The organism is Streptosporangium sp. NPDC023963, assembly GCF_040639135.1.
Taxonomy (GTDB): domain Bacteria; phylum Actinomycetota; class Actinomycetes; order Streptosporangiales; family Streptosporangiaceae; genus Streptosporangium.
Map to the genome: position 1 here is coordinate 69,252 of NZ_JBEZZK010000001.1, position 25,161 is coordinate 94,412.

The following is a 25,161-nucleotide window of genomic DNA, read 5'->3' on the forward strand; positions in this document are numbered from 1 at the left end:
ATGTCACACGGCATTGACGGACGAATGCGGCGAATTTCCGGCAGAATCCCCCAAGCACGATCATCGACTGCCGAGGAGTACCCCCATGACCGACGTCTCCGTCGAGGAGCCGACCGAGGAGACCGCGTCCCCCGGGTCCCCAGCGTCTTCCACGTCTTCCACGTCTTTCGCCGAGACGGGCGGCAGGCCCGCTCGCCCGTTCTCCCTGTCCCTGTCCGCGGAGCCGCCGGAGCCGACGGCGCCGCTTCTGTCGGTCCCGTCCCCCGGCGAGCCGGTCTCCTCCACGGGGGAGCCCTTCCTGGCCGTGGTCGAGGCGCTCCCCGAGCCCTCACCCGTGTCCGAGACGCCGGACGACACGCCCCGCCCCACCCTCTCCCGGACTGTGCCGGCCACCACGACCGGGACGACATCCCCGTCGTCCCCGGTGTCCCCGGTGTCTCCCGTCTCCCCGGTGTCCTCGGCCGTGGTGAAGGGCCGGATCAAGGTGGCCGACGAGGTGGTGGAGAAGGTCGCGGCCCTCGCCACGCTGGAGGTCACGGGCGTCGCCGAGCTGGGAGGCGACGCCGCCCACGCGGTGGAGCCGATGCGCGAGCGCGCGGGCATCGCCAGGCGCGGCCCCCGGGGCGTCAACGCCCACGTGCAGGACCGTACGGCGGCCGTGGACGTGACGATCGTGGCGGAGTACGGGCACGTGGTGATGGACGTGGCCAACGAGGTCAAGACCAACGTGGCCCGGACCATCAGCCGGATGCTGGGCATGCGGGTCGTGGAGGTCAACGTCGACGTGGAGGACGTCCGCATGCCGGGCGAGACCGGCCCCGAGGCTCCCGCCGAACCGGGAGACGACGCGTAGAACGCCGAGGGCCCCGGCGAAAGGGCCCCGGAACGACGTACGGGGGGCCGTGAAGCCCCCCGTACGCACCCGTGGGCGGCCTCAGCCGCCCACGGGGAGGTTCAGACCTGGACCCGGCGCTCGATCGCGTCGACGATCTCGGCGATCGCCTCGTCGACCGGCACCCCGTTCTTCTGCTCGCCGTTGCGGAAGCGGAAGGAGACCGCGCCGTTGGCGATGTCGTCGTCGCCCGCCAGGAGCATGAAGGGCACCTTGGACCGCTGCGCGTTGCGGATCTTCTTCTGCATGCGGTCGTCGGAGGCGTCGATCTCGATCCTGATGCCCCGCTCGCGGGCCTTCTTGGCCAGGTCCTGGAGGTAGGGCGCGTGGGCCTCGGCGATCGGGATGCCGACCACCTGGACCGGCGCGAGCCAGGGGGGGAACGCGCCCGCGTAGTGCTCGACCAGGACGCCGAAGAAGCGCTCGATCGAGCCGAACAGTGCCCGGTGGATCATGACGGGCTGCTGCCGGGAGCCACCGGTCGCCTGATACTCAAGATCGAAGAGCTGCGGCAGGTTGAAGTCGAGCTGGATCGTCGACATCTGCCAGGTCCTGCCGATCGCGTCCCGGGCCTGGACGGAGATCTTCGGCCCGTAGAACGCCGCGCCGCCCGGGTCGAGCACCAGCTCCAGCTTCTCCGACTCGGCGACCTCGCGCAGGGTCTCGGTCGCCTCCTCCCAGTCCTCGTCACTGCCGACGAACTTGACCGGGTCCTTGGTCGACAGCTCCAGGTAGAAGTCCTCGAGACCGTAGTCGCGCAGCAGGTCGAGCACGAAGCGCAGCAGCGACTTCAGCTCGTCGCGCATCTGCTCGCGGGTGCAGTAGATGTGCGCGTCGTCCTGGGTGAGACCGCGCACCCGGGTCAGGCCGTGCACCACGCCGGACTTCTCGTAGCGGTAGACCGTCCCGAATTCGAACAACCGCAGCGGCAGCTCGCGGTAGGAGCGCCCGCGCGACCGGAAGATCAGGTTGTGCATCGGGCAGTTCATCGGCTTGAGGTAGTACTTGGCCCCCTCCAGCTCCATGGGGGGGAACATGCCGTCGGCGTACCAGTCGAGGTGGCCGGAGAGCTTGTAGAGCCCCTCCTTGGTGATGTGCGGGGTGTTGACGAAGGAGTATCCCGCCTCCTCGTGCCGCTTGCGCGAGTAGTCCTCCATCACGCGGCGGATCACGCCGCCCTTGGGATGGAAGACCGGCAGGCCCGAGCCCAGCTCGTCGGGGAAGGAGAACAGGTCGAGCTCGGCGCCCAGCTTGCGGTGGTCGCGCTTCTCGGCCTCCTCCAGCAGGTGGAGGTATTCGTCCTGCTTCTCGCGCGACTCCCACGCGGTGCCGTAGATCCTCTGGAGCTGCGGGTTCTTCTCGCTGCCCCGCCAGTAGGCGCCGCCCGAGCGCATCAGCTTGAACGCCGGGATGGACCGGGTGGTCGGCACGTGGGGGCCGCGGCACAGGTCCTTCCAGCGCAGCTCGCCGGTCTTGGCGTCGAGGTTGTCGTAGATGGTCAGCTCGGCCCCGCCCACCTCGACGCTCTCCTCGTCGGCCGCGCCGCCCTTGAGGCCGATCAGCTCCAGTTTGTACGGCTCCGCGGCGAGCTCCTCGGCGGCCTGCTCGTCGGAGACGGGCCTGCGGGAGAAGAGCTGCCCCTGCTTGACGATCTCGCGCATGCGCTTCTCGACGCGCTTGAGGTCGTCGGGGGTGAACGGCTCCTTGACGTCGAAGTCGTAGTAGAAGCCGTTCTCGACCGGCGGGCCGATGCCCAGCCTGGCCTCGGGGAAGATCTCCTGGACGGCCTGGGCCATGACGTGCGCGGTGGAGTGGCGGACGATGGCGCGCCCGTCGGGGCTGCCCGCGGGGACCGGCTCGATCACGTCGCCCTCGGCCACCGGGGCCGCGAGGTCCTTCAGCTCGCCGTTGGCGCGGGCGGCGACCACCGAGCGGCCGTCCGCCTCCAGCGCCTCCCCGTACGTCGTGCCTCCCGCCACCACACGCGCGGCTCCGGCGAGGGTGATACGAAGTTCTGGCACGGCGGACACGGTTGCTCCCTGGGAGACGTCGATGGATGGTCTGGGATCGATGCTACCGGTGTCGGCAACGCGATTTCTCAGGCCTTGCGGCTCCGGCGGTAGCCCAGGGAGGTCAGCTCGGCCCGGGTGCCGCGGAAGACGTTGCGATCAACGGGTTTGTTCGAGTGCTGGTGGATCGTCCATTTGTTCCACGGCCTCGGCACCTCCGGTCTGCCCTGGGGGTGGTCGGGGGCGGCGATCCACAGCGGGTAGGGCTCCAGCCCGGCGCAGTTGCCGTTGCGCGCGAACGACAGGAACGTGTAGATCACCGGCCTGACCCCCGACAGCGCGACGATCGCCTGGCACCAGCTGCGGGCGAACCGCGCCACCCGGGGCGCCGGGAGGTGGTCGTTGGTCTCCAGGTCGAGGGCGAGCAGGTCCCCCCGGCGCAGCCCACCGGCCCGCTGCACGATCCGCAGGAAGTGCACCGCCTGCGCCTCGGGGTCCCCCGCGGGGCGGGCGAAGTGGTAGGCGCCGCAGACGATCCAGCTCTCGCGCATGCCGTTCCAGTTGGTGCCGAACCACTTGTCGGTGAAGGTGCTCCCCTCGCTCGCCTTGGCGAAGGCGAAGGAGACCCCGCCCCTCGCGTACGCGCCCCAGTTCACGGCGCCCTGCCAGTTCGACACGTCGATCCCCTGCAACATGGCGGCCACGCTAGCCAGCGGGCACCGCGGGCACACGTCCGACGCTCCCTGGGCGTACTGCCATTGCGGCCACTTTGGCTAGGCTTGGTCGGCGTGAACGCAGCAGCCCAGATCTCCGGCGCGCACGCGGCCGGCATCGCGACCATCACCTCCGGCGGAACCGTGCTCGACACGTGGTTCCCGTCCCCACAGCTGGGCGAGCCCTCCTCGCCGGGCACCAGGCGGCTGACCGAACAGGAGGCGGTCGAGGAACTCGGTTCCGGGGTCGCCGCGCTGCTCGGCCCCGACGAGGACCGCGGCGTGGAGGTGGTCGCGGTACGCACCGGCATCACCAAGCTGTCGGAGGCACCGGCCGACGCCCACGACGCCTACCTGCGCCTGCACCTGCTGTCGGCGCGTCTCGTCCAGCCGCACGGCCAGAACCTGGACGGGTTGTTCGGCCTGCTCAGCAACGTGGTGTGGACCAACCACGGCCCGTGCGCCGTCGAGGGCTTCGAGGAGGTGCGGCTCCGCCTGCGCGCCCGGGGGCAGGTGACCGTCTACGGCGTGGACAAGTTCCCCCGGATGGTCGACTACGTGGTGCCCACCGGCGTCCGGATCGCCGAGGCCGACCGGGTCCGTCTCGGCGCGCACCTGGCGAGCGGCACGACCGTGATGCACGAGGGCTTCGTCAACTTCAACGCCGGGACGCTCGGCACCTCCATGGTCGAGGGCCGTATCTCGGCGGGCGTCGTCGTGGGCGACGGCTCGGACGTCGGCGGCGGCGCCTCGATCATGGGCACCCTGTCCGGCGGCGGCAAGCAGGTCATCTCCATCGGGCGGCGCTGCCTGCTGGGCGCCAACAGCGGCGTCGGCATCTCCCTGGGCGACGACTGCGTCGTGGAGGCGGGCCTGTACGTCACCGCCGGGACCAAGGTGGCCCTGCCCGAGGGGCGGGTGGTCAAGGCGGCCGAGCTCTCCGGCGCCTCCGGCCTGCTGTTCCGCCGCAACTCCACCTCGGGCGCGGTCGAGGCCGTTCCCCGCAAGGGGACGGGCGTGGAGCTCAACAGCACCCTGCACGCCAACGACTGACCGCCGCCTCCCACCCGGGAAGGCACCCCTGAGCGCGCCCGTGAGCGCTCCGTGAGCGCGGCCCGCCGCGCTCACGGAGCACCGGGTCACCCTCCGGGTCACCCTCCGGGGCACTGCCGGGGCACTGCCGGGCACTGCCGGGCACTGCCGGGGCCGCGCTGTACGGGGGTCACCGGCCGGGCCGCCGCCCCGGCCGCCCGGCACGACCCTGAGGCCGTGGGGGCCCGTGGATGTTCGTCCCCGGACCCCTCAGCTGACAGGGTGGCCCCACGGGCCTCACGGCCCTCATGTCGGACGCGGGCGGGCCGACCCCTCACCGGAAGGCTCGGGAGCGGGGTCTCCGCGCTGGAAGGACTCAGATGACCGGTCAGGAGATGGCGGGCGACGGTGAGAGCACGGCGGGGGCGGCGGCCCGGTGGGTGACCGGGCTGTTCGCGCCACAGGTGCTGGTCATCGGGCTGCCCCCGCTCGTCGGGCTGATGGCCGACGGCTGGCCTGGCGCGGCCTGGGGCCTGGTGGCCTCGGCCCTGTGCGGCGGGATCCCGGCCCTGGTGATCCTGAACGGGGTCCGTTCCGGGCGCCTCGACTCCCATCACCTGGTCGACCGGGCGAGCCGGACGGTTCCGCTGCTGGTGGCGGTCGCGGCGGTGGTCGTCGCGCTGGTGCTGCTGATCCTCCTGGGCGCGCCCCGGCTCCTGGTGGCCACGGTGACCGCGATGCTGGCGGCGCTCGCGGTCACCGTCCCCATCACCCTCTGGTGGAAGATCTCCTTCCACGCGGCCGTGTCGGCGGGGACCGTGGTGGTGCTGGCTCACGTGCTGCCCGCCGTGCCCACGCTGGTCGCGGGCGCGCTGGTCGTGGCGATGGTGTGCTGGGCGCGGGTCAGGCTCACCCACCACACGCCCGCCCAGGTCGCCGCCGGGGCCGTCACCGGCGCGGGAACGGCCTGGGCGGCCCTGAGCGCCTTCGGCGTCTGAGCGGGGCGGGCGATCTCGGGGGCAGTTTCCCGGAGACGGCTCTCAGAGACCGCTCCCAGGAGCAGCTCTCAGGGGCGGCAGAGCCTCAGAGAAGGCTCTTGAGGAAGTCCCGCGTCCGGGTGTCCGGCGAGTACTCGGCGGCGACGAAGTCGGTGACCCCGGCCTTGGCGAGCGCCTCGATCCGCGCCCCCACCTCGTCCTCGTCGCCGATGATCGCCACGTCCGCCGGACCCTCTGCGCCCTCCCTGTCGAGCACCGCCCGGTACGACGGCAGCTGGCCGTAGATCTCGAACCGCTCGGCGGCGAGCGCCCTGGCCGCCTCGGCGTCGTCGGTGACGCAGACGGGCAGCGCGCACACGATCCTCGGCGCGGGCCGCCCGGCGGCCCGGGCGGCCTCGGTGACGGCGGGCGCCACGTGCTCGGCCACCGTCCTGGCGCCGGTCATCCACAGCACGGTGCCGTCGGCCACCTCCCCGGCCAGCTTGAGCATCCTCGGGGCGAGGGCCGCGATGAGCACGGGCATGTCCCTCGGCCCCGGCGTGTTCAGCCCCAGCCGTCCCGTGAGGGTCTCCCCCTCGAAGGCCGCGTTCTCCCCGCGCACGAGCGGCATCAGGATCGACAGGTACTCGCGCATGTGGCGGGCGGGCCGGTCGAAGCTCATGCCGTACATGCCCTCGATCACGATCTGGTGCGAGAGCCCGATGCCGAGGGCGAGCCGCCCGTCCAGGACGGCGTTGACGGTGAGCGCCTGCTGGGCGAGGGCCGCCGGGTGGCGCGGGTAGGTCGGGACGACTCCGGTGCCGAGCTCGATCCCGGGCACCTGGCTTCCGATCACGGCGAGCGCGGTCAGCGTGTCGAGGCCGAACGTGTGGGACATCCACACGGAGGAGAAGCCGTCGTCGGCCCCGCGGGCGATGCGCTCCCGCAGTCGGCCGAGCGCGTCCGGCTTCTGGGATTCATTGAGGAACAGTCCGAATCGCATCGCTACCGAACTCCATTCTAGTAAGTTCGGCCCAGTCTAGGACGATCACGGGGCGGCAGGGAGGCCCGAAGCCGCGGGAAACCTCGGGGGACACGACAGGACACGACAGGACACGGCAGGATACGGCAGGACGTGGGAGGACACGGCGGGGACAGGCAGGGACAGGCAGGGACAGGCAGGGACAGGCAGGGACAGGCAGGGACAGGCAGGGACACGGCCCGGGAGGCTCAGGGCAGCTCGGTGAACCGCTCCACCTGCTCGATCTTGCCCGCGATGACGATCACGTCCCCGTACCCCAGCACGGTTCCGGCGTCGGCGTAGGTGAACTCGTCGTACTGGCCCTTCACGCAGACCACGGTCACGCCGTACTTGCGACGCAGGTTGGACTCGCCCAGGGGCACGCCGACGTACTCGCGGGGCGGACGGGTCTTGACCACCGCGTAGTCGCCGTCCACCTCCATGTAGTCGAGCATCCGCCCGTTGAGCAGGTGGGCGAGCCGCTCCCCCATGTCGTGCTCGGGGAGGATCACGTGGTGGGCGCCGACCCGCTCCAGGATGCGGCCGTGCTCGCGGCTGATCGCCTTGGCCCAGACGTCATCGATCTCCAGCTCGACGAGCAGGGACGTGGTGAGGATGCTGGCCTCCAGATCGGTGCCGATGGCGACCACCGCCCGGTAGAAATCGGGCACCCCCATCTGCCGCAGCGCCTCGATGTCGGTGGAGTCGGCGACGACGACGTGGGTGAGCTTTCCCGCCAGGCTCTGCACCACCTTGGGGCGGCTGTCGATGGCCAGCACCTCGGTGCCCCTGCGGAACAGCTCGACCGCGAGGGAGCTGCCGAAGCGGCCGAGGCCGACGACCACCACCGGATCGTTCCTTCTGTCAGCCAACGATCGTCCTCTTTCGGGAGTTCGCAGCCACGGGGGGATCCGCCAACGCGAGAAGCCCGGAGGCGGACGACAGCCTCCAGGCTCCTATATGCGTCTCACTGCGCGGGCCATCAAGCCCGAATTCGCCTGATTCTACCTCAGGGGAACTCCAGAAGGGCTTCCTCGCCGCCACCGGATTCCCGGCCGGATCCCGCGAGGGTGTCGAGGACCTGCTGACCGTACTTGGCCAGCTTGTTCTCCCCGATCCCGCTGATCGTGCCCAGCTCGGCCAGCGACGAGGGGGCCCTGGTCGCGATCTCGCGCAGGGTCGCGTCGTGGAAGATCACGTACGCGGGCACGCCCTGCTCCTTCGCGGTGGCTCCACGCCAGGCACGCAGCAGCTCGAACACCGGCATCGCCTCCTCCGGCATCTCGACGGGCTCGGCCCGGCGTGAGGTGGAGGATTTGGACGACGTGGAGGCTCTGGCGGCCCTGGGCGCCTTCTCCGGCTCGCGCCGCAGCGGGACCTGGCGTTTGCGGCCCAGGACCTCCGCGCTCGCCTCGGTCAGCACCAGCGTGCCGTAGTCGCCCTCGACGGCGAGCAGACCCTGGGCCAGCAGCTGGCGCACCACTCCGCGCCACTCGGCCTCGCTCAGGTCCGTGCCGATGCCGAAGACCGTCAGGCCGTCGTGGTCGTGCTGGATGACCTTGGCCGTCTTCCTGCCGAGGAGGATGTCGATGATCTGGCCGGCGCCGAACTTCTGGCGGCGCTCGCGCATGAGCCGGAACACGGTCGACAGGACCTTCTGCGCGGCGACCGTGCCGTCCCACGACTCCGGCGGCGACAGGCAGGTGTCGCAGTTGCCGCAGGCGGTGCCCTGCTGGCCGAAGTAGGCGAGCAGCCGCGCGCGGCGGCACTCGACCGCCTCGCACAGGGCGAGCATGGCGTCGAGGTGGGAGGCCAGGCGGCGGCGGTGGGCGTCGTCGCCCTCGGAGGTGTCGATCATCTTGCGCTGCTGCACGACGTCCTGGAGGCCGTAGGCGAGCCACGCGGTGGAGGGCAGGCCGTCACGCCCGGCCCTGCCGGTCTCCTGGTAGTAGCCCTCGACGGACTTGGGCAGGTCGAGGTGGGCGACGAAGCGCACGTCGGGCTTGTCGATCCCCATGCCGAACGCGATGGTGGCGACCATGACGAGGCCGTCCTCACGCAGGAAGCGCGCCTGGTTGGCCGCGCGGACACGGGCGTCGAGCCCCGCGTGGTAGGGCAGCGCCTCGATGCCGTTCTGCACCAGGAACTCGGCGATCTTCTCGACCGAGTTGCGCGACAGGCAGTAGACGATGCCCGCGTCCCCGGCGTGCTCGGTGCGCAGCAGCTCCAGCAGCTGCCTCTTGGGCTCGTTCTTGGGGGCGATGCGGTACTGGATGTTGGGACGGTCGAAGCTCGCCACGAAGTGGCGGGCCCCCTCCAGGTTCAGGCGGGAGGCGATCTCGGCGTGGGTGGCCTCGGTGGCCGTCGCGGTCAGCGCGATGCGCGGCACGTCCGGCCAGCGCTCGTGCAGCGCGGACAGGGCGAGGTAGTCGGGCCGGAAGTCGTGTCCCCACTGGGCCACGCAGTGCGCCTCGTCGATGGCGAACAGCGAGATCACCCCGCTGTCGAGCAGGCGCAGCGTGGCGTCGACCCGCAGGCGCTCCGGCGCCAGGTAGAGCAGGTCCAGCTCGCCGGACAGGAAGGCCGACTCGACGGCGCGGCGCTCCTCGAAGTCCTGGGTGGAGTTGAGGAACCCGGCCCGCACGCCGAGCGCGGTCAGGGCGTCGACCTGGTCCTGCATGAGCGCGATGAGCGGCGAGATCACCACTCCGGTGCCCTTCCGCACGAGAGCGGGGATCTGGTAGCACAGCGACTTGCCGCCGCCGGTCGGCATGAGCACGAGGGCGTCGCCACCGGACACGACGTGCTCGATGATCTCCTGCTGGCCCGCCCGGAACGAGTCGTAGCCGAAGACGCGCTGCAGGACCCGCGACGCGTCGCTCACCTCGGGGCCGTTCTCGGGGGAAGCCATCGGGACATTGTACGAGGATCTTCTTGCTGGTCGGCGGCGAACAGGCCGGAAGCACGGACGCCGCCCGGGGCTTGTTCGGGGCCGCCCGGGGCTGTTCGGGGCCCGGACACCGGCGCCCGCCGGGACCGTGCGGGACCCGGACACCCGCGCCCGCCGGGGAACCGAACGGGAAAGGTGCCGCCGGGAGGGTCGGACCTCCCGGCGGCACCGGCACCGCGGTTCTCCCGCGCTCTTCCTACGGGATCACGGGATCACGGGATCACGTTGATCGTGAAGGTCGACGTCGTGTTCTTGATGTTCTGGAAGTTGTTGCTCATCTGGAGATTGTTGAACGTGGCCGAGCCGACCGCCGGGCCCTGACCGGGCTCGGGCATCTCGTTGGCCCAGATGGCCCAGCCGGACTTGGCGTCGAAGGCGTCGCCGCTCTTCCTCGCACCGGTGATCGAGACGTTCGTGAAGATCGTGTCGGTGACCGGGTTCTGCGGCTGGCCTCCGGAGTAGTTGGTCTGGAACATGATGCCGCCGTAGGTCGGGTCCACGATGTCCACGTTGTTGACGCGGATGCCCTGGAACACCTTGGAGGCGGAGAAGACCCAGATCGCCGGGAAGACCTGCTGGCCCCAGAAGTGACCGCCGGCCCGGACGATCGAGATGTTCTCGAACCTGGTAGGCGGGCTGGCGCCGAAGCCGTTCATCGGGTAACCGAAGTCCAGCGAGCTGATCGTGATGCCGGAGTAGACCAGCGTGTCGGCGATGTAGATGTTCCTGAAGACGTTGTCGTACCCGCCGTAGACCGCGACGCCCGCGGCCCGCCAGGTCAGGATGGACGTCAGGTTCTCGTAGACGTTGCCCTTCATGTCGGCGCCGCCGGCGTCGATGGCCGAGAACAGCGCGAAGCTGTCGTCACCGGTGGCGCGGGCCTCGTTGTTGCTGACGAGGTTGTCCGTGCTGCCGTTGGTCATGTTGATGCCGTCGGCGAACATGTTGCGGATGCGGGAGTTCTTGATCGTCACCCGGTCGGTGTTGGCGCCCCAGTAGAGGCAGACCATGTGCTCGTTCCAGATGTTGTCGATCACCACGTCGGCGACGTTGGCGAAGTCGAACACCTTGCCCGGGCCGTCGATGCGCGAGGTGTAGTTGCCGAAGTAGGCGAAGTTCGCGAAGGACGAGCCGTTCGCGCTGGCCTCGGCGCGGAAGCCGACGTCGGTGTTGTCCTGGCTGTCGGGCGCCCGGAACTGGGTGTACCAGGGGCCGGCGCCGACCACCTTGACGGCCTTGCCGTAGACCTGGAACTTGCTGGACGTCTGGTAGGTGCCCGCCGGCAGGTAGACGCCGACCAGGTTGCCGGTGGTGTCCATCCGCACCCGGTCGAGGGCGTTCTGCACGTCCTGGTGGGTGAAGCCGGTGGGGGTCGTGTACCTGGCGGGGTCGGGGTTCGCGATCGGCGAGACCTGCTCGGTGTTGATGAAGTCGATCGCGTACGTCGTGCTGTTGGCGGGGTCCTTCTGGAGCCTGATCTTGCTGCCGGCCGGGACGGTGGTCCCGAGCATGACGTTGGCCTCGTCGTAGATGTGACGCGGGCCGCCGGAGCCGGGCGAGTTGTTGGGACCGGCCTCGGGGCCGTACAGCCAGGCGTACCTGGACGTCAGGTTGATGGGCTTGAGGAAGGTGCCGTTGACGTAGACGTTCAGCGTCGAGTCGATGCCGCCGCCGCCCGGGGCGTCGGGGATGGAGAAGCGGGTGACCAGGGTGTTGGTGCTGGCCTTGGTGGTGAACTCGACGTAGCTGCCCGCGCTGTTCAGCGTCACGGCCCTGCGGCCGGACGCCTCGCCCGCCACGTGGCCGATCTCGCGGTTGGGGCCGACCACGGTCGCCCCGCCGCCGACGACGGCGTCCTCGGCCTCGTACATGTCGTACGGCATGTTGGCGCCGCGGCCGACGAAGAACGGCTGGGTGCTGGTGTTGTTGGCCCGCTTGACCGGGAGCTCGTTGGCGTCGTCGGCGAGGACCGTCCTGACGGTGAACTTGCCGTTGGCCGCCGTCCAGGTGCCCAGGTTCACCGGACCGGCGGTGGCGCCCGGCGCGATCACGCCGGTGTGGGAGCCGGTCAGGGTACGGACGACGCTGCCCGACTCGTTGAGGACGGTCAGCGTGATGCCGTGGGCGCCGCTCGCGGAGGCCAGGGTGCCCTGGTTCTTGATCGCCACGGAGAAGGTGACGACGGCGCCGTTGGACGGGTTGCCGGGGGTCCAGCTGGTGGTGGCGACCAGATCGGAGGTGCTGACCGGCGTGACCACGAGCGGGGAGGAGCTCGCGAAGGTGTTGTTCGACTCGTTCTGCTCGATGACGCTGTTGGCCTCGTCGACCTTGGCGCTCAGCGCGTAGCTGCCCGCGTCACGCGGACCGGCGACGGCTGACACCGTGGCGGACGCCCCGGCGGCCAGCGCGCCGACCGCGGCGGTGCCGACCTTGGTGGTGCCCAGGTAGAAGTCGACGTTCGTCGCGCCGGAGGCCGCCGAGCCGGCGTTGCGCACCGTGGCCGAGAGCGTGACGGAGGCGGTCTCGACGGGGGAGGCGGGGGACGCGGTCAGAGCGGTGATCGTCAGGTCCGGGTTCGGCGCCGGGGTGCCGATGATCTGGAACTCGGCGATCTGACCGGCGGGGGCGCCGGTGTTGGAGGTGATCCTGAGCTGGACGTCGGCGTAGGCGCCGCTGACCGGGATCGTCACCGTGTTGCCGGAGGCGGGGTTGAAGGTGTAGTTCGCCGCCGCCACCAGGCTGGTGAAGGTGCTGGAGCTCTGCGCGCGGCCGAGGACCTGGATGTTCTGCGTGCGCGTTCCCCAGGCGCTGTCGGGGTTCAGCTTCAGCACGACCGAGCTGAGGGTGGCGTTCGCGCCGAGGCCGACGGTCAGCGTGTTGGGGTAGCTGCCGCCGTTGCCCTCCCAGTAGGTCGCCGTGTTGTTGTCGTTGGCGTTGGTGGCCACGAAGGTGAAGACCGAGGAGGAGGCGGTGATCGCCTTGCCGACGGCCAGGTTCGTCCCGGTCGGGGTGCTGCCCTGGCGGGTGACGGTGTTGCTGTTGCCCGACTGGTTGCCCGCGGCGTCCTTGGCCTTGACGTAGTAGGACACCGTCGCGGTGGCCGGCTGGGTGTCGGTGTAGGTCAGGACGTTGCCCGCCACGCTGCCGCGCAGGGCGTTGTTGGCGTAGACGTCGTAACCGGTCACGCCGACGGTGTCGGTCGAGGCGTTCCAGGTCAGCCTGATCTGGCCCGAGCCGGGCTCGGTGTAGGCCAGGTTCGACGGCGTGCTCGGCGGCGTCGTGTCACCGCCGCTGACGGGGCCGTACACCTCGAACTCGGAGATCTGACCGGCGGGCCAGCCCGTGTTGGCGGTGAGGTTCAGCCGCAGGTAGCGGGCGCTGGTCGCGGCGAAGTCGATCGTCACCGTGTTGCCGGTCGCCGGGTTGAAGGTGTAGCCGGCCGAGCCCACGACCGTCGTGGTGGGCGTGGCGCTCGTGCCCGCCAGCACCGACAGGGTCTGCGTCCTGGTCTCCCAGGCCGTCGCGGGCGGCAGCTTCAGGACGACCTGGTTGACGCTGGCCGCGGCTCCGAGGTCCACCTGGACCCACTGCGGGAAGGCGTTGTTGTTGCTCTCCCAGTAGGTGGTGGCGTTGCCGTCGGTGACGTTGCCCGCGCCGTAGGGGGCGTTGACGCTGCTGGACGAGGCCGACTTGCCCGCCGCCAGGTTGGGGCCGGCGGCCGCCGAGGCCGGTGCGACGACCGCCCCGGCCAGAGCGAGCAGGCTGGTCGCGGCCATCGCCGCCATCAGCCGTAACGCCAGGTACTGCTTTCTCATCGCGTTCCTCTATCTCTCGTCTGGAACGACAGGGTCGGGAGGGAGGCCGTGGCCTCCGTCACGCGACGCGCTCGGCACCCGGGAGTGCCTCGCCCACGAGGCGCGGATCCCCGGTCCGCCTCTTCCGGGTCCCCGGAATCCGGCGGGCGGGCCGGCCGGACGGTCTGTGCGGGCCGATCCGCGGGCCGTGCCTCGTTCGTCGCTGGGGGGTGCTGGTCGCCGTGTGCGCCGGTGCTCCTCCTGTGGAGGCGACCGGCGGGACGAGCGATGGGTGAACGTCGGATCTGTCGGATCTGTCGGATCTGTCGATAGGGCCCCGGATGGAAGGCGTCCGGAACCGCGGGCCCCTGACCGGCCGCGGCGGCGCGGGACGCTCCGCCGGGCGCGGGCCGTGGCGGCCCTGCCGCCGGCTACGGGTCAGCGTCGGCGCGGGGGCGACGAATGCCGCAACCGGGGCCGCCGTGGCGGCGACCGGCCGCGCAATGCCGAGAACGACATCACCTGGGGCCTCTCCGGAGGAGTGGGAGGGACGTGCCGGCGCAGCACATCACTGCCGTAAGTTGCGGAGAACAGAGAGAATTTAACAGGACTTTGCAATATTTTTGCATTGCGCTGGCCAAATGTTACATACGTGCTACGGCCGCGTCAACGGGTCGAGAAAGGCGGCTTGCTTCGCCGTACGGCCCCGTGTGCGATCCGGCCGATCTGCCTGCTACGGGGGCCTTCCGGCCCCGTTCCGGGCCGGTGCGCGAGGGGGGGGGCGAACCCCTCGGGGAGGTCCCGCGCGGCGGGGCGGAGGGCACCCCGCCGAGGCAGGGGAAGTGCGGCTCGGCCGCGAACACGGAGGACGCGAAGCAGGAGCCGTTTTGGACTATTTGGACTATTTAGCCTGAAATATGTGGCTTAACGGATAGCGCGGTGAGACGTGACGACGTTTCACCCTTCGCCGTTCACCGTTCGAACAGGCGCAGCCGGTGTGCCGTCGCCGCTGCCTCGCCGCGCGAGGCGGCGCCCAGCTTGGCGAGGATGTTGGAGACGTGCACGCTGACGGTCTTCGCCGAGATGAACAGCTCCCCCGCTATCTCGCGGTTGCTGCGGCCGGTCGCCACCAGGCCCAGCACCTCGTGCTCGCGCGCGGTGAGCCCGAGCCCGGCCTCTTCGGAGACCGGTTCGGCGGAGGCGGGTTCCCCGGAGAGCGGGATCCGAGCCCTCCTGGCCAGGGAGCCGATCTCGGCGGCGAGCGGCCGGGCCCCGACGCGCGCCGCGAGCTCCGCCGCCCGGGGCAGGCTCAGCGCGGCCTCGTCGCGCTCCCCCGCAGCGACGGCGGCCCGTGCCGCGCCGAGCAGGGCGCGGGCCTCGGCGTAGGGCTGGCGGAGCGCGGCCCAGGCGGCGGCCGCCGCGTCCCACGCCCCCCGGTCGAGCACCCCTTCCGCCTGGGCGGCCTCGGCCGTGAAGGTGAGGCTGTGCGCCCTCTGGAGCTCCCCTTCCACGCCGATCCCCCCGGCCACGGCGCGTAGCCGGGGCAGCAGGGGCGGCGGGGGCGGCGAGGGCAGCGAGGGCGCGACCACTCGCAGGCAGGCGAGGAGGAGCGGCCAGACGTAGCGGGGGGTGGCCTCCAGGTCCTGCTCGTCCAGGATCCGGTCGACGAGCGCGGACGCCTCGTCGTGCCTGCCGCGCGCCACCAGCAGCTCGATCTCTCTGCGCAGCTGGGGCAGGGTCGTCTGGTCCCGGTAGATGCCCCTGGAGAACACGGCTCGCGAGGCCCGGAAGAGCGATTCGGCCCGGTCGAGGTCTCCGCGGGCCAGCGCGATGTCGGTGGCCAGTGCCTGCAGGCTCGCGCGGTAGGGGGCCGGCGGGGTGACCTCGAGGCCGCGCTCGACCACCTCGGACGCCTCGTCCCAGCGGCCGAGGGAGACCAGGGGCTCGACCAGGTTGATCGCCAGGAAGGCGCCGGACGTGCGGGCCAGGCCGTACGCCTCGGCGTCGGCGATGCCGCCGCGGGCGACCTCGGCGGCCTGCTCGTGCCATCCGGCCCCCTCCAGGGCGTCGGACTCGGAGATGACGGCCCGCATCAGCGCGTGGTAGGTGCGGGCCCGGCCCGCGATCTCCCGCGCCCGGGCGAACGCGACGACCTGCTCCTCCGTCCGGGAGCAATGGCAACCGGCCCAGGTGAGCGTGACGAGCGCGTGGGCCTCGGTGTCGGCGTCGCCGACCTCCTGGGCGATGCGCATCGCCTCCTCGGCCAGCGACTCCTTCTCGGCCCGGTCGGCGGGGTGGCTGAGCACGCGCGACAGGTTCTCCAGGACCTGGGCGCGCAGGGAGGTCGGCGGCTCGGCCGGGACGATCTCGGCGGCGGTGCGGAGATCTTCGACGAACCCGTCCCTGCCGAGGTCGTACCTGACGAGCCCGCGCTGGCGCAGCAGCCGGGCCGCGCGGATCGGGTCGGTGGCGGTGTCGATCTCCCGCAGGGCCGCCTTGGCGAGGGAGATGCCCCGCTCGAACTCCCCCGCCAGGTGCGCCACGGTGACGGCCTGCCGGAGCACGTCGACGTGGTCGGCGGCGATCCGCTCCGCGGCGTCGGGCACCGCCTCCCACAGCTCGAGCACCCGGGTCAGCATGCGCAGCTGCTCGTCGTAGGCCGCAGCTTTCCTGGCGGCCGCGGCCGCGTGCCACGCGCTGATCAGCGCCCAGAGGGGGTTGTGCGCGGCGTGCCAGTGGTGGGCGAGCTCGATGGCCGACCGGGGGGCGGGCAGGATTCCGGGGTCGCCCTCCAGGGCCTCGGCGAAACGGGTGTGCAGGCGGGTGCGCTCACCGGGCAGCAGGTCGTCGTGGACGGCCTCGCGGATCAGGGCGTGCCGGAAGGCGTACGTCTCGCCGTCGACCACGAGCACGTTGCCCGCCACCGCCGGGCGCAGCAGGCGGGAGAGCTCGCCGTCGTCGGCCCCGGCGACGGCCGAGAGCATCGCGTGCTCGATCCTCGCCCCGCCGGCGGCGGCCAGCCGCATCAGCTCCTGGGTCTCCTCCGGCAGGCGCTCGACGCTGGCCAGCAGCAGGTCGCGCAGCGAGTCGGGCAGTGTCTCGCCCTCGCCCCCGCTGAGCAGCGCCTCGACGAACAGCGGGTTTCCCTCGCTGCGCGCGTAGACCAGATCGATGTCGGCGATCGGCCCGCCGTCGAGGATGCTCGCGGCCTGCTGGCCCACCTCCCGGCGGCTCAGCCTGCGCAGGTCGAGCCGGGTGACCCAGTCGACCCGGCCCAGCTCGGCCAGCAGCGGGCGCAGGGGGTGCGTGCGGTGCAGCTCGTCGGCCCGGTAGGTGACCAGGGTCAGCAGGGGCACGTCGGGACGCTGGTAGCGGACGAGGAACGACAGCAGGTCGCGGGTGGAGCGGTCGGCCCAGTGGGCGTCCTCGACGACCAGGATCGTCGGCCGGGTCTCGGCGAGCCGCTCCAGCAGGCCCAGGATCTGCTCGAAGAGCCGGGCCCGCGCCTCGGCGCCCTCCTTCTCCGGCTCGCCGAACTCCGGCAGCAGCCGGGCGAGCCCTCGCGTCGCCCCGCCGGGCAGCAGCGCGGCGACGCCGTCGTGACCCAGGTCGCGGGCGAGTTTGCGCAGCACCGCGGTGAAGGGGGCGAAGGGCAGGCCGTCGGTGCCCAGCTCCAGGCACCCGCCGACCAGCACCAGGGCGTCGTCGGTGCGCTCGGTGAACTCGCGGACGAGGCGGGTCTTGCCGACCCCGGCCTCGCCTCCCACGAACACGGTCGACGCCGATCCGGAGCGGGCCCTGGCGAGCGCGCCTTCCAGGACGGCGAGCTCGTCGGCGCGGCCGACGAACAGGGGGCTTACCGCGTGGGCTCTCACGTCCCCAGGATGCCACCGGCCACCGACAGTCGGGCGTCTCACTCGGCACGCCTCCCCGCCGCCCAGGCCGTCACCGAGGTCGCGAAGCCCGAGGCCCCTCCCCGCCGCCCCCGGCCGTCACCGGAGTCGCGAAGCCCGAGGCCTCCTGGCCGCATCCGGTCGCCCCGGAGTCTCGGAGAGTCCTGGAGCTTTCCGCGGTCCTCCTGGGAGGGCCCGCCGCCCCGCGCCCGGGGGGGCGGGGTCACCGGCCGGCCCGGCTCGGCCCTGAGGGCGCCGCAGCGTCCTGAACGCGCTCTCACGGAGCCCGTAACGGGGCAGGAGTCCGTTCCGGCGTCCTATGGGCATCAGGGCGCCTCCACCCGTGCCTTCGAGGCCTCGCGCGGAGCAGGACGCGCCCCGCCCCGAGCCCGCCCCGGAGACTCCCGCCGTACGAGATGCCCGATCACGGAAAAAGCCCCCCGGTTGACGTCAACCAGGAGGCTCTGACCTGCGACTTGCTAGTGTGGGCGATACTGGGATCGAACCAGTGACCTCTTCGGTGTGAACGAAGCGCTCTCCCGCTGAGCTAATCGCCCGCCCTGTGCGGCCCCTCACGGTGCCGACGTGGAAAACCATACAGCAATCCGGGAGTGCTCGCGAAGCGGTATCCGCCAACGAAATGATCTTGGAAGACGACACGGTCGGGAGGCAAAGGTCCAAGGATGCATCCGGCGGGGGGCTACGGTGTCATAGCATCGTCCTGATCCGTAGAAGCACCGAACGACCCGCGCTCGACCCGAATCACCCGAGACGCCCCGCCAGGGAGTCGACGGTGACCAAAACGAGACGCAAAACCCTTGCAAATACGGCCCTGTTGGTGATGTTTAGCCAGGTAGATGCCCAAATGTCGCGCTGTGATGTGTGTTACAGAAGGGCGTGGAGGCGGAATCTTTCCTACAGGTTTCTTTGTTCCGCGTGGTAGCTCGCGAGGAACGAGGCCGTTTCGAAGCAGTGAGAGCAGTGAAAGCCCCGCAGAGGGGACCGACGACGAAAAAGGTTTGGCTGACGATGAACAGCGCCACCGTCTCTGCCGAGCTAGGCCTTCGGCTTGTGGTCCCCGACCGTACCACCGTCCCCCTGCTCGCCGGGCTCAGCTACACGGCCGGTGATCCGTACGCGATCAGGATGGCCTTCCACGTGGGCAACGACGAACCGGTCGAGTGGATCTTCGCTCGCGAGTTGCTGACGGTCGGCATCGTGCGGCGGGTCGGCGACGGGGACGTGCAGGTGTGGCCGGCGCGCGCCGACGGCGAGCGCACGCTGCACATAAGCCTCACGTCGCCGTTCGGGCAGGCCCTGTTCGAGGTGCCCCTGGCCCCGCTCACGGAGTTCCTGCACCGGACGTACGAGCTGGTCCCCGCCGGTCGCGAGACCGACTTCATGGATCTGGACGCCGAGCTCAGCAACATGCTCTGGAGTTCGTGACGGGTCCCGGCCGCCGGGTCGCGCGGTGACGGCCTCCCCGCGGGGCCGCCGGGCCCCGTTCCCGGCCTGAGGCCCCACCGCCTGAGGCCCCACCCCGGGGTCGAAGGCCCCGTCACGGGATGAAGATCCACGTCCCGGATTGAGGCCGCGTCCCAGGTTCGGGGCTACGTCCCGGGCTTGAGCAGGGCCCGCATCCGGGCGATCTCGATGCCCTGCCCGGAGACGACGTCCTTGGCGGTGGCCAGCATGACCCGGTCGGTGCCCTCGCGCAGCTGGAGCCCCGCCATCGTCACCGCCGCCTCGTGATGGGTGATCATGAGGGTCAGGAAGAGGGTGTCGAAGGCCGCCCCCCTGGCCGCCCTGAGCCGGTTCATCTCCTCCAGCGGGAGAGCGTGGTCGTCGTGACCGCCGTGCTCGCCCGGGGGGCGTCCGGCCGCCTTCAACCACGAGGTCATGGCCGCGATCTCCGGCCGCTGCGCCGCGGTGATCCGCTCGGCGAGCTTCCGCAGGACCGGCGAGGACGACCGGGCCGGCACCAGTGCCGCCATCTCCAGCGCCTGCCGGTGGTGCGGGATCATGCCCTCGGCGAACCTGACGTCGGCCGCGGTGACGCGCGCCTCGGACTCCCCGAGGCGCTCGCCGGGCCTCGCCGTGCGACCGGCCTCCCCCGGGCCACCCGGGATGATCACAGGCGCGCCGGACTCGGCGACGAGCGGGGTGGACCGCTCCGATCCCGCCTCCGCGCATCCGCCGAGGACCGCTGCCATCATGATCACCGCGATACCCTGACTCGGCACACGCATCCTCCGCATAGCTCCAATAATGGGGCAAGTGGACCGACGTAATGGGGGCAACGTGCGACCGATCGTGGCATTCGTCCTGGCGGCGCTACTTCTCGTGGCAGGGTGCGGGGCGGATCCGACCCCCTCGGCCTCACCACCGTCCGCGGCGGCCGCGTCCACCCCGGCCCCGGCGAGCCCGAGCCCCTCGGAGCAGGCGGCGGAGACCCCCGCCGCCGGGACCTCGGGGGACGGGACGCACAGCGACAACATCACGCACCTGGCCAACGTGCCTCCCAGCGCCCCGCTCGACGGGCCCCAGGCGTGGGGCACCGACCTGGCCTTCCAGGGCGACTACGCGTTCGTCGGCAACTTCGACGGCTTCAGCGTCTTCGACATCTCCGACCCGTCGAAGCCCTCGATCGCCAGCCAGGTCCTCTGTCCCGGCGAGCAGAACGACATCTCGGTGAGCGGGAACCTGCTGTTCCTGTCGATCGACTCCGCCCGGGTCGGCCCGGAGTGCGACGCCCAGCGCGGCGAGCCGGAGTCGGACGCCTGGGAGGGCATCCGGATCTTCGACATCGAGGACAAGGCCAACCCCAAGTTCGTCTCGGCGGTCCAGACCGACTGCGGCTCGCACACCCACACGCTCGTCCCCGGCAAGAGCCCGGACAAGGTCTACCTCTACATCTCCTCCCCCGGCCCCGAGCCCGGCACGGCGACCTGCCCGCCCCCGCACAACAAGATCTCCGTGGTCGAGGTGCCGGTCAAGGCCCCGAAGACCGCGAAGGTGGTCTCGCAGCCGGCCCTCTCCGATCAGGCCGTCGAGGGGGCCATCGGCGGCTGCCACGACCTCACGGTCTACCCGGAGAAGGACCTCGCCGCCGCCGCCTGCTTCGGCGACGGGATCCTGATGGACATCTCCGACCGGGTCAACCCCAAGGTCCTCCAGCACGTGAGCGACAAGGAGAACTTCGCCATCTGGCACTCGGCGACGTTCAACAACGACGCCACCAAGATCGTCTTCGGGGACGAGCTGGGCGGCGGCGTGAGCGCGACCTGCGACGCCAACACCCCGAAGACCAAGGGCGCCAACGCCGTGTACGACCTCGGCAAGGACCGCAGGCTCACGCTCCGCGGCTACTTCAAGATCCCCAGGGAGCAGTCGCCCGAGGAGAACTGCGTCGCGCACAACGGATCGCTGCTGCCGGTGCCGGGCAAGGACATCATGGTCCAGTCGTGGTACCAGGGCGGGGTGTCGGTCTGGGACTTCACCGACGCGGCCAAGCCCCGGGAGATCGGCTTCTTCGAGCGGGGCCCGGTGCAGGGGGTCGGCGGCTCCTGGTCGGCGTACTACTACAACGGCCACATCTACTCGAGTGACATCACCAAGGGCCTGGACGTGCTCCGCATCGACGACCCGCTGACCGACCCGGCCGCCAAGGTCAGGATCGAGGAGTTGAACGCGCAGACCCAGGTGTCCTACTAGCCCGCCGGTCCGGCCGGTCCGTGACCGGCCGGACGGCCGGCTCCCGGTTCCGGTGGGGCACGCCCTCACCGGAGCCGGGAACGCGGAACCGGGAACGGAGCGCGGGGAGCCGGGCTCAGGGATCGAGGTCGGCGGCGGAGCGCTCGGCGAAGACCTGCATGGCCTTGGCGGTGATCGGGCCGGGCGCGGCGGGCAGCACGGTCCGGTCGACCGCGCGGATCGGCTGGATGTCACGGGTGGTGGAGGTCAGGAACGCCTCCTCGGCCTCGTACAGGGCCGAGAGCGGGACGTCCTCCTCGATGCCCCCGCACCACTCCAGGGCGAGCGCGCGGGTGACCCCGGCCAGGCAGCCCGAGGCGAGCGTGGGGGTGAGCAGCCGCCCGTCGCGTACGACGAAGATGTTGCTGCCGGTGCCCTCGCAGAGGTTTCCCGCGAGGTTCTCGAAGATCGCCTCGCCGCCGCCCCTCGCCTTGGCGAAGAACAGCGCCTTGGCGTTGTCGCCGTAGGAGGTGCTCTTCACCCCGGCGAGCGCGCCGCGCTCGTTGCGCGGCCAGGGCACGACGGTGACGTCGGCGGTGGCCGGGAACGCCTTCTGCTCGTCGGCGATCACCACGGTCGTGCAGCCCTGGTCGCCCCGGTCGGAGCCGAGCGGCCCCGGGCCGCTGGTGTAGGTGACCCGGACGCGGCCGAGCGGCCACGGCGGAGCCTCGGCCAGGCAGGCGCGGATCCCGTCGGCGATCGCGGCCACGTCGGGGTCGGGCAGGTCCATCCGCCGCGCCGAGAGCGTGAGCCGGTCGAGGTGGCGGGTGAGCGCGAACGTGGCGCCGTCCATGCACTTGATCGTCTCGAACACCCCGTCACCGACCATCAGGCCGTGATCGAACACCGAGACGACGGCCTGATCCGGAGAGATCAGTGCCCCGTTAAGCCATATGGGTACGTTCATGCGACTCCTTCTGAGCCTGATGTTGATGCCAGCGCGATGAGCCGGGAGGCCTTCAGCTCGGTCTCGTCCCACTCGCGTCGCGGATCGCTCCCCCAGGTTATGCCCGCGCCCGTACCGAAGCGGATCTCGCCGGGGATGAGCCAGAACGTGCGGATCCCCACGGCCAGGGACGCCCGCCTGCGGTCGGCGTCGACCCAGCCCACGGTTCCACAGTAGGGCCCGCGCGGCTCGGGTTCGAGCTCATCGATGATTCGCAGGGCCGAGGATTTCGGGGCGCCGGTCACCGATCCCGGCGGGAAGGTCGCGGAGAGCAGCTCCGGCCACCCGTACTCGGGCGCCAGGCGCGCCCGGACCGTGGAGACCAGGTGCACGAGACCGGGGTGCTCCTCCACCTCGCACAGGGCGGGCACGCTCACCGAACCGACCGCGGCGACCCTGCCCAGGTCGTTGCGGACGAGATCGACGATCATCACGTTCTCCGCGTAGTCCTTCTCCAGCAGGTCCGCCGCGGTCACCCCGGTCCCCTTGATCGGCCTGGACTCGATCACGTCGCCGTCCCTGGACAGGAAGAGCTCCGGGGAGGCCGACACGACGCTCAGCCCCGGCAGGCTCACCGTGGCGGCGTAGGGGGCGGGGTTGCCCTCCGCCAGCCGTACGGCCAGGGCGAGCGGGTCCGGATCCCGCCCCGGGGGGAGCGGCGCGCTCAGCACCCGGCACAGGTTGGCCTGGTATACCTCACCTTGCTCGATGTAGGCGCGGACGCGCCGCACGCCGTCCTCGTACGCGGCCCGGTCGAGGGAGGAGCGCCACGACGACGGGTGCGGCCCGCGCCAGGGGCCGCGCGGCGCGGGCAGCGGGGCCCTGCGGACGTCCCCGAACCTGGCGCACGTCACCTTGCCCTCGTAGTCGACCACGACGGCCCACCATCCCTCGCCGTCCAGCGCGGAGAGATCGGTGGTGAGGTCCCGGAGGCCGGTGGCCAGATATCCGGTGACGTGCGCGAAAGAGTCATGCACCGCCCTATTGTCCCGCCCGCTCGGCGAGCATCCGCACCAGGGTGCGGGCGGCGGGCAGCGGGGTGGGCGGCAGCGCCGCGTAGACGGTCCGGCGCGGGGCGAGGTCACCGAGGGAGCGGAGCACCAGATCCGCCGGTACGGCGTAGGCGGCGATGGCGGGCACGAGCGTGACGCCGAGCCCGGCCGCGACGAACCCGAACTTGCCCGTCCACTCGGCGATCCTGACCGTGGCGCGGGGCGCGAACCCGGCGCGGGCGCAGGCCGCGGCGAGCGCGGTGGCCCGGCCGGGCGGGGGCGCCTCGATCCAGGTCGCCTCCCGCAGCTCGCGCAGGTCGACGACCTCCTCCGCCGCCAGCCGGTGATCGCGGGGCAGCGCGACGAGCAGCTCGTCGCCGGCCAGCTCGATCATCTCGACCTCCTCCTCGCGGGGCAGCTCGGACGGGTAGTCGCTGACCACCGCGACGTCCAGGCCGCCCTCGCGCATGCGGCGCAGCAGGCTCCCGCTGGGCCCCTCGATCGGGACGAGCTCGACCTCGGGGAAGTCCTCGCGGAACGCGCGCAGGGCGCCGGGCACGAGCGCGACGTTGGCGGTGGCGAACGCCCCCACCCGCAGCCGCCCCCGGTAGCCGCCGTGGATCCCGGCCAGCTCCTCCTCCGCCCTGGTCAGCCGGTTCAGGACGATTTGGGCGTGGTGGTGCAGCGCCTCACCGGCGGGCGTGAGCCGCACCCCGCGCGGCAGCCGCTCGAACAGCGGGCCGCCCGCGCGGTGTTCGAGGGTGGCGATGCGGCGGGACACGGCCGACTGGGTGTAGTTGAGCCTGGCGGCGGCCGCGGTGAACGACCCGGTGCGGGCCACGGTGTCCAGCAGGCGCAGACCTTCGACGTCGAACACATTCCTCCCTCGCATGGCTCATATGCAATCTAGTCGCTGGTGGAATGCCTGCCGGGTCCATAACGTGGAGCGCATGATCTCCTTTCTCGGTCTGGGGCGCATGGGCGCCCCGATGGCCCGGCGGCTCGTGGCCGCCGGGCACGCGGTGACGACCTGGAACCGCACCCCCCGCGCGGTCGAGGGGGCCGCCACGGCGGCGTCGCCCGCCGAGGCCGTGGCGGGCGCGGAGCTGGTCGTCACGATGCTCGCCGACCCCGCGGCGGTGAGGCGGGTGATCGCGGACGCGGCACCGGGGCTGCGGCCCGGGACGGTGGTCGCGGAGATGTCGACGATCGGGCCCGAGGCGGTGGCCGGGCTGCGCGACCTGCTTCCCCCGGGGGTGGGACTGGTCGACGCGCCGGTCCTGGGCAGCGTGGGGCCGGCCGTGGACGGCACCCTGACCGTGCTGGCCGGGGGCCTGCCCGAGGATCTGGCCCGCTGCCGGGAGGCGCTGGAGGTGTTCGGCCGGGTGATCGAGGTCGGCGGCCCCGGGGCGGGGGCGGCGATGAAACTCGCCGTGATGAGCGCGCTGGTGCCCGCCCAGGTGCTGCTCGCCGAGACCGTCGCGTACGCGGAGGCGACCGGGGTGGACACCGCGATCCTGCTGGACGTGCTCGGCGGCACGCCGCTGGGACCGCTCGTCGAACGGGTCCGCCCGGCCGTCGAGAGCGGCCCGTACGGGACGCGCTACGCCCTCGGCCTGGCGGCCAAGGACATGGAGCTGGCCGCGCACGGGACCCAGACGCTCGCCGCCGCGGCCGGGGCCAGGCTGGCGGGCGCGGTGGCGGCCGGGCTCGGCGGGGCGGACCTGACAGCGATCTTCACGCACGTCGCCGTGGCCGGTCCCACCGGGGCGGACCGGCCGGGGGGCCGTACCGGCGTGGAGAGACTGAACCCGGCCGCGGTTCCCGCCACCAACGGGCTCTACTCCCACGCCACCAGGGCCGCGGGCCTGCTGTTCGTCTCGGGGCAGGTGGCGCTGGACGGGGAGGGAAGGGTGGTCGGCGAGGGGGACATGACGCGCCAGTCCGAATACGTGATGGACCTGCTGTCACGCGTCCTCGCCGACCAGGGCTGCACGTTCGACGACGTGACCCACATCCGGAGTCACCTCACCGACATGTCGCTGCTGCGGGAGTACGGGGCCGTGCGCGAGCGTTTCATCACCGGCGAACCCCCGGCCAGCACGACCGTGGAGGTCTCGCGGCTGTTCCGGCCGGGGCTGCTCATCGAGGTGGAGGTGATCGCCGCCCTCCCCGCGGGCCGGTGACGG

Annotated in this window: 17 protein-coding genes and 1 tRNA gene; 6 read left to right on the forward strand and 12 right to left on the reverse strand. The window is 71.6% G+C overall.

Annotation, left to right across the window (positions count from 1 at the left end; all coding sequences use genetic code 11):
• Positions 1–85 precede the first annotated feature (85 nt).
• Positions 86–853, forward strand: a complete 768-nt coding sequence (locus tag AB0F88_RS00305) for an Asp23/Gls24 family envelope stress response protein (RefSeq protein ID WP_362675640.1) — start codon at positions 86–88, stop codon at positions 851–853.
• A gap of 101 nt (positions 854–954) precedes the next feature.
• Here the strand turns inward: AB0F88_RS00305 and thrS are convergent, their stop codons facing one another.
• Positions 955–2,922, reverse strand: coding sequence for a threonine--tRNA ligase (thrS, locus tag AB0F88_RS00310; protein ID WP_362675643.1), 1,968 nt, complete (start codon positions 2,920–2,922; stop codon positions 955–957).
• A gap of 68 nt (positions 2,923–2,990) precedes the next feature.
• Complete coding sequence (locus tag AB0F88_RS00315) at positions 2,991–3,596, reverse strand: glycoside hydrolase family 25 protein (RefSeq protein WP_362675646.1); 606 nt, start codon at positions 3,594–3,596, stop codon at positions 2,991–2,993.
• A gap of 93 nt (positions 3,597–3,689) precedes the next feature.
• Here AB0F88_RS00315 and dapD point away from each other — a divergent pair, with 93 nt between their 5' ends.
• Entirely contained in the window at positions 3,690–4,667 is a 978-nt protein-coding gene (gene dapD / locus AB0F88_RS00320) for a 2,3,4,5-tetrahydropyridine-2,6-dicarboxylate N-succinyltransferase (protein ID WP_362675649.1), read from the forward strand.
• Between the two features lie 359 nt (positions 4,668–5,026).
• Entirely contained in the window at positions 5,027–5,644 is a 618-nt protein-coding gene (locus AB0F88_RS00325; RefSeq protein WP_362675651.1) for a hypothetical protein, read from the forward strand.
• Positions 5,645–5,729: 85 nt separating this feature from the next.
• Here AB0F88_RS00325 and AB0F88_RS00330 read toward each other — a convergent pair whose 3' ends face one another.
• The 6 genes from AB0F88_RS00330 to AB0F88_RS00355 all read right to left on the reverse strand — a co-directional run bounded on the left by AB0F88_RS00330 (position 5,730) and on the right by AB0F88_RS00355 (position 17,838).
• Complete coding sequence (locus AB0F88_RS00330; protein WP_362675654.1) at positions 5,730–6,626, reverse strand: TIGR03564 family F420-dependent LLM class oxidoreductase; 897 nt, start codon at positions 6,624–6,626, stop codon at positions 5,730–5,732.
• A 227-nt stretch (positions 6,627–6,853) separates the two neighbouring features.
• Positions 6,854–7,516: a TrkA family potassium uptake protein gene (locus AB0F88_RS00335; protein WP_362675657.1), complete on the reverse strand. Its 663-nt coding sequence runs from the start codon at positions 7,514–7,516 to the stop codon at positions 6,854–6,856.
• Positions 7,517–7,653: 137 nt separating this feature from the next.
• The gene (gene recQ / locus AB0F88_RS00340) at positions 7,654–9,555 is read right to left on the reverse strand and encodes a DNA helicase RecQ (RefSeq protein ID WP_362675660.1); all 1,902 of its coding nucleotides are present in this window, start codon (positions 9,553–9,555) and stop codon (positions 7,654–7,656) included.
• A 251-nt stretch (positions 9,556–9,806) separates the two neighbouring features.
• Positions 9,807–13,409, reverse strand: a complete 3,603-nt coding sequence (locus AB0F88_RS00345; protein ID WP_362675663.1) for a discoidin domain-containing protein — start codon at positions 13,407–13,409, stop codon at positions 9,807–9,809.
• A gap of 950 nt (positions 13,410–14,359) precedes the next feature.
• Complete coding sequence (locus tag AB0F88_RS00350; protein ID WP_362675666.1) at positions 14,360–17,263, reverse strand: AAA family ATPase; 2,904 nt, start codon at positions 17,261–17,263, stop codon at positions 14,360–14,362.
• A gap of 503 nt (positions 17,264–17,766) precedes the next feature.
• Positions 17,767–17,838 (reverse strand) — tRNA-Val (locus tag AB0F88_RS00355).
• A gap of 472 nt (positions 17,839–18,310) precedes the next feature.
• On the opposite strand from AB0F88_RS00355, the gene AB0F88_RS00360 reads away from it, so the two are divergent.
• Positions 18,311–18,727 (forward strand): SsgA family sporulation/cell division regulator, encoded by a 417-nt coding sequence (locus tag AB0F88_RS00360; protein WP_184547867.1) that lies wholly within the window; start codon positions 18,311–18,313, stop codon positions 18,725–18,727.
• A gap of 164 nt (positions 18,728–18,891) precedes the next feature.
• On the opposite strand, the gene AB0F88_RS00365 is transcribed toward AB0F88_RS00360, so the two are convergent.
• A complete protein-coding gene (locus tag AB0F88_RS00365; protein ID WP_362675669.1) occupies positions 18,892–19,524 on the reverse strand; it encodes a DUF305 domain-containing protein in 633 nt (210 codons plus the stop codon).
• Between the two features lie 34 nt (positions 19,525–19,558).
• On the opposite strand from AB0F88_RS00365, the gene AB0F88_RS00370 reads away from it, so the two are divergent.
• Positions 19,559–20,995 (forward strand): hypothetical protein, encoded by a 1,437-nt coding sequence (locus tag AB0F88_RS00370; protein WP_362675672.1) that lies wholly within the window; start codon positions 19,559–19,561, stop codon positions 20,993–20,995.
• A 115-nt stretch (positions 20,996–21,110) separates the two neighbouring features.
• On the opposite strand, the gene AB0F88_RS00375 is transcribed toward AB0F88_RS00370, so the two are convergent.
• The 3 genes from AB0F88_RS00375 to AB0F88_RS00385 are packed head-to-tail and all read right to left on the reverse strand — an operon-like array spanning position 21,111 to position 23,849.
• Positions 21,111–21,941: an aminotransferase class IV gene (locus AB0F88_RS00375; RefSeq protein ID WP_362675675.1), complete on the reverse strand. Its 831-nt coding sequence runs from the start codon at positions 21,939–21,941 to the stop codon at positions 21,111–21,113.
• A complete protein-coding gene (locus AB0F88_RS00380) occupies positions 21,938–22,957 on the reverse strand; it encodes a chorismate-binding protein (protein WP_362675678.1) in 1,020 nt (339 codons plus the stop codon). Before AB0F88_RS00380 ends, AB0F88_RS00375 begins: the two co-directional genes overlap by 4 nt.
• A gap of 4 nt (positions 22,958–22,961) precedes the next feature.
• Positions 22,962–23,849 (reverse strand): LysR family transcriptional regulator, encoded by an 888-nt coding sequence (locus AB0F88_RS00385; protein WP_362675681.1) that lies wholly within the window; start codon positions 23,847–23,849, stop codon positions 22,962–22,964.
• Between the two features lie 73 nt (positions 23,850–23,922).
• Between AB0F88_RS00385 and AB0F88_RS00390 the strand changes: the two genes are divergently transcribed.
• Entirely contained in the window at positions 23,923–25,158 is a 1,236-nt protein-coding gene (locus AB0F88_RS00390) for an NAD(P)-binding domain-containing protein (RefSeq protein ID WP_362675684.1), read from the forward strand.
• Positions 25,159–25,161: the final 3 nt, after the last annotated feature.

Excerpts from the sequence above, each read along its gene's own strand:
- AB0F88_RS00305 (WP_362675640.1), top strand. The coding sequence starts at position 86 with ATGACCGACGTCTCCGTCGAGGAGCCGACCGAGGAGACCGCGTCCCCC.
- AB0F88_RS00315 (WP_362675646.1), bottom strand. The coding sequence starts at position 3,596 with ATGTTGCAGGGGATCGACGTGTCGAACTGGCAGGGCGCCGTGAACTGG.
- AB0F88_RS00325 (WP_362675651.1), top strand. The coding sequence starts at position 5,027 with ATGACCGGTCAGGAGATGGCGGGCGACGGTGAGAGCACGGCGGGGGCG.
- AB0F88_RS00330 (WP_362675654.1), bottom strand. The coding sequence starts at position 6,626 with ATGCGATTCGGACTGTTCCTCAATGAATCCCAGAAGCCGGACGCGCTC.
- recQ (WP_362675660.1), bottom strand. The coding sequence starts at position 9,555 with ATGGCTTCCCCCGAGAACGGCCCCGAGGTGAGCGACGCGTCGCGGGTC.
- AB0F88_RS00345 (WP_362675663.1), bottom strand. The coding sequence starts at position 13,409 with ATGAGAAAGCAGTACCTGGCGTTACGGCTGATGGCGGCGATGGCCGCG.
- AB0F88_RS00360 (WP_184547867.1), top strand. The coding sequence starts at position 18,311 with ATGAACAGCGCCACCGTCTCTGCCGAGCTAGGCCTTCGGCTTGTGGTC.
- AB0F88_RS00375 (WP_362675675.1), bottom strand. The coding sequence starts at position 21,941 with ATGAACGTACCCATATGGCTTAACGGGGCACTGATCTCTCCGGATCAG.
- AB0F88_RS00390 (WP_362675684.1), top strand. The coding sequence starts at position 23,923 with ATGATCTCCTTTCTCGGTCTGGGGCGCATGGGCGCCCCGATGGCCCGG.